This window comes from Georgenia sp. 311 (genome assembly GCF_006151955.1).
In the GTDB taxonomy this organism is placed as follows: Bacteria; Actinomycetota; Actinomycetes; order Actinomycetales; family Actinomycetaceae; genus Oceanitalea; species Oceanitalea wutianyii.
This window is the reverse complement of sequence record NZ_VDFS01000008.1, coordinates 1-10,929: the sequence shown is the minus strand read 5'-3', so window position 1 is coordinate 10,929 and position 10,929 is coordinate 1. Positions and strand designations below refer to the sequence as shown.

Below are 10,929 nucleotides of genomic sequence, written 5' to 3'. Positions count from 1 at the left end.
GAGAGCCGACTTCCGCCGTCGTCGTGCGGAAGTCGGCTCTCGCGCACAAGTCGGCTCTCGTGCAGAACTCCGCTCTCGCGAGGGTGTCCGCACGTGCGGGCGGGCGGGGTGTGCTGGGGGTGGGCGGTCAGGGGCTCACGCGGTCGGGGTAGAAGGCCCAGTGCCAGGTCTCGCGCGGTGTGTCCTCCACGAACCCGAACCGCTCCCCGTTCACGCGCATCCACTGCAGCGCCTCACCGTTCAGCCGGAGGTCCACGGCCATCCCCCACCCGTGCCGGCTGGTCCCGGGGACGGCTGCGAGGCCACCCTGCGGGTACAGGCCAAGCTCACCGGCGAGCTCCACCTGACGCTCGTGGGTGCGGTAGGAGTCGTTGATCCCGATCGTCACGCCGTCGGCAGCAGCCGCGGCGAGCAGGTCCTCGAACTTCTGCGCCGCGGGTGCCCACAGGTGATGCCCCGTGTCGCCGACCGGTGCCAACGCGGACATCGGGACCTTGCCGTTGCCGTACACGGCGAGATCCGCCGGTACCCCGTCCGCGTCGAGCACCGCGGGTACGGACGCCGGGGCCGTCGGGTCGAGCACACCGGCCGGCGCGAGCTCCGAGAGCGCCCGGGTGAACAGCGCGTCGAAGGCAGCCGCCGTACCCGCGGCTGCGGGCCGCGGCGGCGCGAGCGTCGTCAGCTGTGCCTGGATCCCCGCGATGCGCTGGGAGATCGAGACGATCCCGTCCATTCGTGCCACCCTTCTCCGGCCCTTCTATCGGCACCCTGGACCGCGGGATGAGCCGTTCCCCACCCGAAGGGCCCCGACGATCCGCACGCGACTCCCCCGGGCGGACCACGCCGACAGCGGGTCCGCGCCGCGAACCTCCTCCCCCCGGGCAGCCCAGGATCGTCCGTCCGCCGGATGATCCCGCGGACGATGAGTGGCATCGTGGCCAGCGTGCCCCAGCTGACCACCGAGCGATCGACGATCACCGTGACCCCAGGTCTCGCACTCGGTCTGGCGGCGCTCGCCGCCGCGGCGGTCACGGTGCTCTCCGCCTTCTCCGGTCTGGTCAACGGCCTGGTGGCCGCAGGAGTCGCCGTCGCGCTCGTCGCGGTCGCCGACCTGGCCATACGCCCACGGCGCGGCGTCCCGCCGCTGTACCACTACGCCCCGGAGGCACCCGAGGAGGCGCGCGCGCACGGCACCCCGACCACCGCCGTCGTCGAGCACCGCCAGACGCGGAAGGTGCGGGGCGGCGCCACCCTCGTCACGTGGCGCCTCCTCGTCGCAGGGCACAACGGACGTCCCTACCGGACGACGACGATGGCGACCTGCCCGCACGACGCCGTCCCCACCCACGGCGTCGGCACCGTCGTCGCGGTGCGGGTGCACCGCGAGCACGAGGGGGTGGTCGTCGTCGTCGAGGACACCCCCACCGAGCCCCCGCCCACCCGCCCCTCGCGGCCCGTCCGCGAGCTCCCCGGCACGCCGCGCCCGGAGCACGGCATCGTCACCACCGAGTTCCGCGGCGCACTCCTCCTGCTCGTCCCGCTGCTCCTCGGCGCGCTCACCCCGCTCTGCGTGCTCGCGCTCGCCTAACGCACCGGCAGGCGGCGCGCGAGGAAGTCCACCGTCTGCTCCCACGCCTCGGCCCGCGCCCGCTCGTGGACGAACTCGGGCGAGGGGTTGTCGAAGGCGTGGCCCGCGCCCTCGTGCAGGTGGAGCTCCACCTCCGGCCCGCTGACGGCGGCCCGGATCGCCTCGACCGTCTCCGGCGGGAGGTAGTCGTCCGCCGTGCCGAAGTGGTGCAGGCTCGGCGCCCGCACCCGCCCGGCCAGCCCCAGCAGCTGCGGCAGCGCGGAGCCGTAGTACGCGACGAGCGCGTCGACCTCGGCCACCGCGGCGACGTTGAACGCCACTCCCCCGCCAAAGCAGAACCCGACGACCCCGACGCCGCCCTCCACCTCCGGGCGTGCCCGCAGCGTGTCGAGCGTCGCGACGGCGTCACCCACCGTCTGCTCCCAGTCGAGCTGCGCCGCCAGCGCCATCGCCTGCTCGAGGACGTCGTCGCGCGACTCGTCGACCGTCGCCGCCAGGCGCCAGTACAGCTCCGGCGCGAGGACCACGTAGCCGAGGGCCGCGAGGTCGCGAGCGCGGTCGCGGATGTAGGTCGAGACGCCGAAGATCTCCTGCAGGAGCAGCAGCCCCGGGCCGCGGCCCGACGGCGGCAGCCACAGGTGGGCCGGCATCCCGCCGTCGGCGAGAGGCACGGTCGTCGTCGCTTCGGCCATGCCGGCTACTCCTTCGTGTCGGTGTCCCGTCACGATACCGGTGCCCGCGGACAGGCCGCCGCGCCACGTCCACGCGGGGCGACCTGGCCGCGGGCGCGGCGGCCTGTCTCTGTCAGCCGACGGAGATCCGCACGTCCCCGCCGGTCGCGTCGACGTCCCTCAGGAGGGTCGACGGGATCCGGAACGCCCGCCCGGGCGCGGCCGGCCACCACAGCCGGCGGCGCGCCACCTCGCGGCCGTCCTGCTCGACCGTGACCACCGGCCATGCGACGAACCGGTCGACCCACGCCACGAGGCGTCCGCGCGCGGGCGGGGGCCCGTCCGGTGCGTACCGTGCCGGCGTGACCCAGCGCAGGGGGCCCGCGACGGTCAGCCGCACGGTCCCAGCAGGCTGCCGCTCACCGCGCAGGTGCTCGAGGATGCGCTCGGCGACGGCCTCCCCCTCGAGCGCGACGACGTCGGCCGTCTCGACGGGGTGGTTGACGTTCCCGACGGCGAACACCCCGTCCCGGGACGTGCGCATTGCGGTGTCGACCACCGGGCCGGTGCTCGCCCCGTCCATCTCCACGCCCGCCATCCGGAGCAGCTCGTGGTCGGCGATCCAGTCGCCGGTGAAGACGACGGTGTCGCAGGCGATGACCCGGCGCTTACCGGTGCCGACGTCCTCCACCTCCACCCCGGTGACACGCGGCCGACCGTGGATCGCGACCACCCGCGAGCCCGTGACGACGCGCGTACGGAACCACAGCTTGCCCGGCTCGCGAAACAGCCAGTACGACTCCCCCTTCGGCTGCTCGGTGACCAGCGCCTCGGTGCGGCAACCGGCCTCGGCGAGCGTCATCACCGCGGACCAACTCACCAGCTCGGCGCCGACGACGACGGCCCGCGTCCCCACCTTCTCGTGGTTGACGTGCACGAGGTTCTGCAGCTGCCCCGTCGTGAGCACCCCCGCCGGCCGGGTGCCGGGGATGAGCCGCGCGGCGCGCGGCCGCTCCCGTGCGCCGGTCGCGAAGCAGAACACGTCCGGCCGGACGTGGACCAGCCCGTGCGGCGTCGTCACTGCGAGCGTCCGCTCGTCCGCCCAGCCGGTGACCATCGCCCGGGTCACGATGCGCGCGCCCGCTCGCTCGGCCTCCGCCACGAGCGCCTTCGCATACGCGGGCCCGGACATGAACCGCCGACGGTCGCGGATGCCGTAGCCCCGGTGGTCGGCGTGCCGCGGGATCCCCCCGGCCTCGCGCTCCCGCTCGAGCACGAGCACCTCGCCGTCGACGGCGCGGGCGAGCCTCTTTGCCGCGCTCAGTCCGGCCGGGCCTCCGCCGATGACGGCGACCGTGGGGGTGAGGACGGTCGGCGACTCACTCATGGCCCTGCTCCTCGTAGCTCTCGTACAGCTTCTTCACCGCGGCGCCGCAGAAGAAGGCCTGGCACCGTCCGTTCATCGCCCGGGTCCGCCGCCTCAGTCCTTGCAAGGACCCGGGTGGGACGGTCGAGGTCATCGCGTCCCGGATCTCCCCGCGGGTGACGCGCTCGCAGAAGCACACAACCTCGCCGTACGCGCCGTCGTGACGGATGAGCGCGTCGTCGGCGTGGGGGCGCTGCTGGTGCTCACCGAGCGGCGGCATGACGGGCGGCAGCGGCAGGTCCCCCCGCAGCGTCACGTCCAGGTCGGTGTCCGCGAGCAGCTCGCGGACGTACTCCGCCACCGCAGGTGCCGAGGTCAGACCCGTGGAGCGGATCGCCCCGGCGATGACGTAGCGCTGCTCGGCGTCGACGTCGATGAGGTAGTCGCTCTGGTTGTTCGCCGCCCGCAGGCCCGCGTAGGAGGCGGTGACCTCCTCGTCGAGCAGCGCCGGCATGATCCGCCGGCCCTTCTCGAGGAGGAACTCGAAGCCCGGCTCCGTCGTCGACGTGTCGGTCTTGTCCTCCATGTCGTCGGCGGTCGGGCCGAGCATGACGTTGCCGAAGATGGTCGGGCTGATGAGGACGCCCTTGCCCACCTTCGACGGCGCGGCGAGGACGATCCTGTCCACGAGCCCTGCGGCGAGCTTGTCGTAGACGAGCAGCTCGCCCTTGCGCGGGTGGACCCGCAGCCGGTCGTAGCCGAACATCGCGTCGATGACGTCGCCACCGAGCCCGGCGGCGTTGACCACCCAGCGGGCGCTGAGGTCGCCCCGGTCGGTCCGGACGGTCGTCCTCTCCGGGCCGACCTCCACCCCCGTCACCCGGTGCTCCCGCAGGAACGTCGCACCGCGCTGGACCGCCTCCGTGGCGAACGCGAGCGGCACCGTCCAGGCGTCGATGACCGCCTCGTCGGGGACGACGAGCCCACCGGTGACGCCGGGGCCGAGGCTGGGCAGCTGGGCGTAGACCTCCTCGGCGGAGATGAGGGAGGTCTGGTGGTAGCCGTTCGCCGCGGCCTTGGCCTGCAGGCCCGGCAGGGATCCGGCCTGCTCCTCGTCCCACGCGACGAGCACGGCCCCCGTGTAACGCACCCCGATCGCGGCCTGGGCGCAGTACTCCTTGAGGAGGTGGTAGCCGCGCGCCACGAGCCGCGCCTCGAGGGTGCCGGGCGTCGCGTCGTACCCGGTGTGGAGGATGGCGGTGTTGGCCTTGCTCGTCCCCTCCCCGACGTCGTCGCGGCTGTCGACGACGGCCACCGAGTGGTTGGTCCCGGCGAGGTCCCGGGCGATCGCGGCCCCGACGACGCCGGCTCCGACCACGACGATGTCGTACGACGCGAGGCCCATCAGGCGTCCTTCCCTCGGGCGTCCGGTGCGGTGACGCTGCCACCGGACTCGATGTTGGCGTCCACGGTGTCCCGCGCGACTCGCGTCTCGGCGGCGGCCTCGTGGGCCGGGTACCGCTTGGTCGCGATCACGTAGGCGAGGACGGTGGCGGAGACGGCGGCGGCGAGCTTCCCGACGATCATCGGGGTGATCATCTCCGGCGCCACGCCGGCGGTGAAGCCGAGGTGGTCCCCGAGGATCGCCATCGCGGAGACGGCCCACGCGGTGTTGATGAAGATCCCGCGCTTGTCCATCTTCGACATGAGCCCGAACGTCGGGATGGCGTTGGCCATGGAGACGATGAGACCGCCGGAGGCGACCTCGTTCATCCCGAGCATGCGCCCGAACGCGCCGAGCGGCTTCGCCGCCACCTTGGTGATGAGGTACATGAGCGGGAACGCGCCCATGAGGAAGAGGCAGATCTGGGCGACGATCTCCAGGCCCTCCATCACCGGGGCCAGCTCCCAGCCCACCGGCATGACCTGCCAGCCGGTGAGGAACTCGAAGGCGCCGACGGCCAGCGCGAGGGAGATGATCGCGACGAGGAACTTGCCGAACGCGAGAAACCCGGTGGTCATGGCCCCCGGGAACTTCCACAGCCCGATGGCGATGAGGACCGCCGCCAGGACGATCGGGACGAGGTTCGCGAGGATCATCGGGAGGGGGTACCCGGCCACCAGCCCGCCGACGAGCACGCCGAACGGGATGGTGACGACACCGACGAGCACGCCGTTGGCGAAGTAGGGGCGGTTCTCCTCGGAGATGATGCCCAGACCCACCGGGATGGTGAACACGACGGTGCAGCCGAGCATGGCGGCGAGGATGGCGCCGGCGAGCAGGCCGGCCTCCTCGCTCTGCGCCATCTCGACGGCGAGGTGGTACCCGCCCATGTCGTTGGCGAGCAGGGTGCCGGCGAACATCGCCGGGTCCGCGCCGAGGAGCTCGTAGAGGGGGACGACGATCGGGTTGAGGACCTTGGAGAGGATCGGGGCGAGGGAGATCATCCCGACCATCGACAGGGCCAGCGGGCCGAAGGTGTTGAGGCCCTCCTCGAACTGCTGCCCGAGGCCGAAGCGGTTTCCGATCGCGCGGTCGATGCCGCCGATGACGAGGAATACCGCCATGACGACGACGATGACTTCGTTGATGCTCATGGGTCAGATCTCCAGGGTGGCGTCGACGGCGTTGCGCCACGCCGTGCGGTAGACGGTGACGTCGGCTGCGGTGCGCCTCGGCTCGTAGCTGGCCTCCGCCTCCCACGCGTAGGGTCCGTCCTCGACGGCGAGCTCCGGGTCCAGCGCGAGGCGCATGCACGCCGCGGTTCCGAGGGCGGTGGCGTGGGCCGACGGGTAGGTCTCGATCGGCGCCTGGAGCATGTCCGCCTGCGACTGCATGAGCGTGACGCTCTTGGTCAGGCCGCCGTCGACCCGCAGCCTGGTCAGCGGGGCGCCCAGCTCCTCGCGCGTGAGGTCGGAGAGCTCGGCAATCTGGCAGGCGATCCCGTCCAGGACGGCGCGGACGATCTCCGGCTTGCCGGTGGCGAGCTTCATCCCGGCGATGAACGCCCCTGCGTCGGGCTTCCACCACGGCGCGGCGAGGCCCGCGAAGCTCGGGGCGCAGATGACGCCGCCCGGGTCCGGTGCGGCGATCTGGTCCATCTCCGCCGCGCCCTCGACGATGCCCATCTCCTGCATCCAGCGGACGGCAGACGCGGCGGTGTAGACCTGCCCGTCCGAGCAGTACGTCGTGCGGCCGCGCAGCTGCCACGCGACCGACGTCGTCAGCCCGTTGTCGAAGCGGGGCGCCGAGTCCCCCATGTTCACGAGGATGAAGGCGCCGGTGCCGTAGGTGCACTTGGCCTGTCCACGCTCGAGGCACCTCTCGGCGAACAGGGCGGCCTGCTGGTCGACGATGAGCCCGCCGACGGGGATCTCCCCGCCGAACACCGTCGTCATCCCGACGATCTCGTCGCACGCCACCGCCCGCGGGAGACGCTCGTCCTGCAGGCCGAAGATCTCGATGAGCCGCGGGTCCCACGCGACGTCGTCGACGTTGAACAGGAGGGAGCGCGAGGCGGTGGACACGTCGGTGACGAACTCGCCGGTGAGCCGGTGGAGCATCCACGTGTCCGTCGTCGTCACGACGCCCTCGCGCGTGCAGTTCTCGCGCAGCCACACCATCTTCGGTGCGGTGAAGTAGGAGTCGAGGACCAGCCCGGTGCGCTGATGGATCTCCTCGGCGTGCTCACGCAGTCGCTCGACGACGACCTCCGACCGGCGGTCCTGCCACACGATGCACTGGGTGAGCGGCTCCCCGGTCTCGGGATCCCACGCGAGGATCGTCTCGCCCTGGTTGGCGAGCGACACGCCCTCGATCGGCTTGCCGGCCTTCGCCACGGCCTCCTTACCCGCCTCGACGACCGAGCGGTACAGCTCTATCGGGTCCTGCTCCACAGCCCCGCCGGGGAGGTACTGCGGGTGGATCGGGTTCTCGACGACGGCGTGGATCCCGTCCTCGTCGACCACGATCGCCTTCGATCCTGACGTCCCCTGATCCAAAGCAAGAATTGCCACTGCGCAACCTTTCTGTCTCCAGCGCGGCCGTCCTGGCCGGCTGCCATTCCGGACAAGCCGGATGTGGAGGAGTCTGTGCGCATGTGGACTTCCGATCAAGTAGCGTGGATTCTTGTGGGATTCGCGTCTTACCAGGAGGACATGACACGTGCTCGCCCAGCAGCGCCACCGGCACATCACCAAGGCTCTCCAGTCCGCCGCCTCCGTCTCGACGATGGACCTCGCCCGGGCACTGCGGGTCTCGCCCGAGACGATCCGGCGCGACCTCATCCAGCTCGAGCAGGACGGGCTGCTGCGGCGGGTCTACGGCGGGGCGGTCACCCTGACGCGGCAGCGCGGCTCCGAGCCGTCGTTCGAGGAGCGCGCGGTCATCCATGCCGAGGCGAAGCGCACCGTCGGCGAACTCGCGGCCGACCTCGTCGCCGACGGGCAGACGGTGTTCATCGACGTCGGGACGACGGCGCACGCCGCCGCCCGCGCCCTGGCCCTCACCTTCCGGGGCACCGTCGTCAGCCACTCGCTCCTCGTCGCGACCGAGGTGGCCAAGGGCCCCGAGGCCGACCTCCTCCTCGCGCCCGGTCGGCTGCGGCGCGGTGAGTGGTCGTTGTCCGGCACCGCCACGCACAGGTTCATCCAGGCGATGCACTTCGACGTCGCCCTACTCAGCTGCGGAGGGGTCGACGCCTCCGTGGGCGCCACCGACTTCGACTTCGACGACGTCGAGATCAAGCGGACCGTCGCGCGCAACAGCGAGCGTTCCTACATTCTCGCCGACTCCTCCAAGCACGGGGTCGTGGGCCGCTACGCGATCGGTGACTGGTACGACGTCAACGGGCTCGTCACCGACCTCGCCCCGCCCGACGGTCTGCACAACGCGATCCGCGCCGCCGGCGGCGCGGTCCGCGCGCCGGTCCGCTGACGGTCAGCAGCAGCTGGCGTCCGCCGCCCGGTGCCGCGTGGTGAGGACGCCGCCGAGCGCGTCGAGCGCCGCGGGGACGACCGCGTAGTACGCCCACCGGCCGCGCTGCTCGCGAGTGATCAGCCCGGCCCCGGTGAGGGTCTTGAGATGGTGCGAGACCGTGGGTTGGGAGAGGGCGAGCGGCTCGGTGAGGTCGCAGACGCACGCCTCCCCGCCGTCGTGGCTCGCGATGAGCGACAGGAGGCGCAGGCGCGCCGGGTCGGCCACCGCCTTGAACATGCCGGCGAGCCGCTCGGCGTCCTCCGCGGCCAGCGGGGTGCGGGCCAGCGGGCTGCAGCACGCCGCGTTCGCGGTGACGTCGATGAGGGGCAGGGCGTCCATGCCACCATCGTCGCACACGTATTGACAGTTATCGATACATCGCGCCATCCTCGTAGTGCATCGACGTCGCTCGATGGAACAGATCCCGAGGCCTGGAGCTCCCGTGTCACACCCCCTGCACACCCCCGACCTGCCCGTCGTCGTCATCGGCGCCGGGCCCGTCGGCCTCGCGGCTGCGGCCCACCTCCTCGAACAGGGCCTGGAGCCGCTGGTGCTCGAGGCAGGGGACGCAGTGGGCGCCTCGGTCCGCGACTGGTCCCACATCCGGCTGTTCTCCCCCTGGCAGTACGACGTCGACGCGGCCGCCGCGCGCCTGCTCGAGCCCACCGGTTGGCAGGCCCCGCGCCCGACGCGCCTGCCGACCGGGGCCGAGCTCGTCGAGGACTACCTCGCGCCGCTGGCGGCAACGCCCGCACTGCGCCACCGGATCGTCACCGGCGCGCGCGTGGTCGGCGTGAGCCGCGTCGGCGCGGACAAGACGCACGGCGCCGGGCGCGCGGACCGGCCCTTCCTCGTGCGGACCGTCGTCGGCGACGCACTGGTGGACCACCTGGCCCGCGCCGTCCTCGACGCCTCCGGGACGTGGGGCCACGCCAACCCGCTCGGCTCCGCCGGGCTGCCCGCCCCGGGCGAGGACCAGGCCGGCCCCTTCCTGCTCGGCCCGCTGCCCGACGTCCTGGGCGCGGACCGTGAGCGCGTGGCGGGCCGCCGGGTACTCGTCGTGGGTGCTGGGCACTCGGCCGCCAACACCCTCCTCGGCCTCGTCGACCTCGCGCAGACCGCGCCGGGCACCCGGATCACCTGGGTCGTGCGAGGCGCCTCCCCCGCCCGGGCGTACGGCGGCGGGGAGGCTGACGAGCTCCCTGAGCGCGGCGTGCTCGGCACCCGGCTCCGGCAGGCGGTCTCGGCCGGCGACGTCGACCTCCTCACCTCGACCTCGGTCACGTGCCTCGCCCCCACCGGCGACGGCGCCCTCACGGTCACGCTCGACGGACCGGGCGGTCCGCGCGACCTCGTCGTCGACGCCGTCGCCGGGGCGACCGGCTTCCGGCCGCACCTCGAGCCGCTGCGCGAGCTGCGCCTGGACCTCGACCCTGCCGTCGAGGCGCCCGCCCGGCTCGCCCCGCTCATCGACCCCGAGCACCACTCGTGCGGCACCGTGCCGGCCCACGGCGCCGACGTCCTCGCCCATCCCGCCGAACCGGGCTTCTTCGTCGTCGGGGCGAAGTCCTACGGCCGGGCGCCCACCTTCCTCCTCGCGACCGGCTACGAGCAGGTCCGCTCCGTCGCGGCGCACCTCGCCGGAGACGACGACGCGGCGCGTGCCGTCCTGCTCGACCTCCCCGAGACCGGCGTGTGCTCCAGCCTTCCGCCCCTGCTCGACGACGACGGGCGCGCGGTCGCGGACCCGTCCGACGGTTGCTGCGGGTCGTCGCCCGAGCCCGAGCTCATCGGCTTCCCCACCGGGCTGCGCCACGGACGGACGGCCTCGTGAGACCGTCGGACGAGATCCCCGCACCTGCGCCCGGAGGCCACGTGCCCACCCGCCCCAGCGTCATGTTCGTCTGCGTCCACAACGCCGGACGCTCGCAGATGGCCGCCGGCTTCCTCACCGCCCTGTCCGGCGGCAGAGTCGAGGTCCGCTCGGCGGGGTCGGCACCTGCCGAGACGCTCAACCCGGTGGCGGTCGAGGCCATGGCGGAGGTGGGCATCGACATCAACGCGCAGCGGCCGAAGGTCCTCACCGCGGGCGCCGTCGAGGCGTCCGACGTCGTCGTCACCATGGGCTGCGGGGACGCCTGCCCGTTCGTCCCCGGCGTGCGCTACGAGGACTGGGAGCTCGACGACCCGGCCGGGCAGCCGATCGAGAAGGTCCGCGAGGTCCGCGACGACATCCGCCGCCGCATCGAGCACCTCCTCACCGAGCTCCTCCCCACCTGACCCGCCCCTCCCCGAGCTCCTCCCCCCCCCCGCGACAGCCGACTTC

The 10,929-nt window shown here is 72.9% G+C and carries 11 protein-coding genes; 4 read left to right on the top strand and 7 right to left on the bottom strand.

Annotated elements, in window-relative coordinates:
• Nucleotides 1-127: 127 nt before the first annotated feature.
• The gene (locus tag FHE66_RS00805) at nucleotides 128-733 is read right to left on the bottom strand and encodes a M15 family metallopeptidase (RefSeq protein WP_139071098.1); all 606 of its coding nucleotides are present in this window, start codon (nucleotides 731-733) and stop codon (nucleotides 128-130) included.
• A gap of 189 nt (nucleotides 734-922) precedes the next feature.
• Between FHE66_RS00805 and FHE66_RS00800 the strand changes: the two genes are divergently transcribed.
• On the top strand, nucleotides 923-1,588 hold the full coding sequence (locus FHE66_RS00800) for a hypothetical protein (protein ID WP_139071097.1): 666 nt from the start codon (nucleotides 923-925) through the stop codon (nucleotides 1,586-1,588).
• On the opposite strand, the gene FHE66_RS00795 is transcribed toward FHE66_RS00800, so the two are convergent.
• From FHE66_RS00795 to FHE66_RS00775, 5 genes are all read right to left on the bottom strand, one after another.
• Nucleotides 1,585-2,280 carry a dienelactone hydrolase family protein gene (locus FHE66_RS00795; RefSeq protein ID WP_139071096.1) on the bottom strand — a complete coding sequence of 232 codons (696 nt, stop codon included), beginning with the start codon at nucleotides 2,278-2,280 and terminating at the stop codon, nucleotides 1,585-1,587. The genes FHE66_RS00800 and FHE66_RS00795 overlap by 4 nt on opposite strands.
• 112 nt (nucleotides 2,281-2,392) lie before the next feature.
• Nucleotides 2,393-3,646 (bottom strand): NAD(P)/FAD-dependent oxidoreductase, encoded by a 1,254-nt coding sequence (locus tag FHE66_RS00790; RefSeq protein WP_139071095.1) that lies wholly within the window; start codon nucleotides 3,644-3,646, stop codon nucleotides 2,393-2,395.
• Complete coding sequence (locus FHE66_RS00785) at nucleotides 3,639-5,030, bottom strand: NAD(P)/FAD-dependent oxidoreductase (protein ID WP_139071094.1); 1,392 nt, start codon at nucleotides 5,028-5,030, stop codon at nucleotides 3,639-3,641. Before FHE66_RS00785 ends, FHE66_RS00790 begins: the two co-directional genes overlap by 8 nt.
• A complete protein-coding gene (locus tag FHE66_RS00780) occupies nucleotides 5,030-6,223 on the bottom strand; it encodes an ethanolamine utilization protein EutH (protein ID WP_139071093.1) in 1,194 nt (397 codons plus the stop codon). The genes FHE66_RS00785 and FHE66_RS00780 overlap by 1 nt, the downstream gene beginning before the upstream one ends.
• Nucleotides 6,224-6,226: 3 nt before the next feature.
• Complete coding sequence (locus FHE66_RS00775; RefSeq protein ID WP_139071092.1) at nucleotides 6,227-7,819, bottom strand: FGGY family carbohydrate kinase; 1,593 nt, start codon at nucleotides 7,817-7,819, stop codon at nucleotides 6,227-6,229.
• Between FHE66_RS00775 and FHE66_RS00770 the strand changes: the two genes are divergently transcribed.
• Entirely contained in the window at nucleotides 7,791-8,561 is a 771-nt protein-coding gene (locus FHE66_RS00770) for a DeoR/GlpR family DNA-binding transcription regulator (protein ID WP_139071091.1), read from the top strand. The two genes, FHE66_RS00775 and FHE66_RS00770, sit on opposite strands and share 29 nt — an antisense overlap.
• 3 nt (nucleotides 8,562-8,564) lie before the next feature.
• Here the strand turns inward: FHE66_RS00770 and FHE66_RS00765 are convergent, their stop codons facing one another.
• Nucleotides 8,565-8,942 carry a metalloregulator ArsR/SmtB family transcription factor gene (locus tag FHE66_RS00765; protein ID WP_139071090.1) on the bottom strand — a complete coding sequence of 126 codons (378 nt, stop codon included), beginning with the start codon at nucleotides 8,940-8,942 and terminating at the stop codon, nucleotides 8,565-8,567.
• Nucleotides 8,943-9,045: 103 nt separating this feature from the next.
• Here FHE66_RS00765 and FHE66_RS00760 point away from each other — a divergent pair, with 103 nt between their 5' ends.
• Together FHE66_RS00760 and FHE66_RS00755 are read left to right on the top strand one after the other, a co-directional pair.
• Nucleotides 9,046-10,437: an FAD-dependent oxidoreductase gene (locus FHE66_RS00760; protein ID WP_255303558.1), complete on the top strand. Its 1,392-nt coding sequence runs from the start codon at nucleotides 9,046-9,048 to the stop codon at nucleotides 10,435-10,437.
• A gap of 62 nt (nucleotides 10,438-10,499) precedes the next feature.
• Nucleotides 10,500-10,883, top strand: coding sequence for an arsenate reductase ArsC (locus FHE66_RS00755; RefSeq protein ID WP_176554594.1), 384 nt, complete (start codon nucleotides 10,500-10,502; stop codon nucleotides 10,881-10,883).
• Nucleotides 10,884-10,929 lie beyond the last annotated feature (46 nt).

Bases quoted from the DNA above. Each gene is read 5' to 3' on its own strand.
- FHE66_RS00805 (WP_139071098.1), bottom strand. From the start codon at position 733: ATGGACGGGATCGTCTCGATCTCCCAGCGCATCGCGGGGATCCAGGCA.
- FHE66_RS00800 (WP_139071097.1), top strand. From the start codon at position 923: ATGAGTGGCATCGTGGCCAGCGTGCCCCAGCTGACCACCGAGCGATCG.
- FHE66_RS00795 (WP_139071096.1), bottom strand. From the start codon at position 2,280: ATGGCCGAAGCGACGACGACCGTGCCTCTCGCCGACGGCGGGATGCCG.
- FHE66_RS00790 (WP_139071095.1), bottom strand. From the start codon at position 3,646: ATGAGTGAGTCGCCGACCGTCCTCACCCCCACGGTCGCCGTCATCGGC.
- FHE66_RS00785 (WP_139071094.1), bottom strand. From the start codon at position 5,030: ATGGGCCTCGCGTCGTACGACATCGTCGTGGTCGGAGCCGGCGTCGTC.
- FHE66_RS00780 (WP_139071093.1), bottom strand. From the start codon at position 6,223: ATGAGCATCAACGAAGTCATCGTCGTCGTCATGGCGGTATTCCTCGTC.
- FHE66_RS00775 (WP_139071092.1), bottom strand. From the start codon at position 7,819: ATGTGCCGGTGGCGCTGCTGGGCGAGCACGTGTCATGTCCTCCTGGTA.
- FHE66_RS00765 (WP_139071090.1), bottom strand. From the start codon at position 8,942: ATGGACGCCCTGCCCCTCATCGACGTCACCGCGAACGCGGCGTGCTGC.
- FHE66_RS00755 (WP_176554594.1), top strand. From the start codon at position 10,500: ATGTTCGTCTGCGTCCACAACGCCGGACGCTCGCAGATGGCCGCCGGC.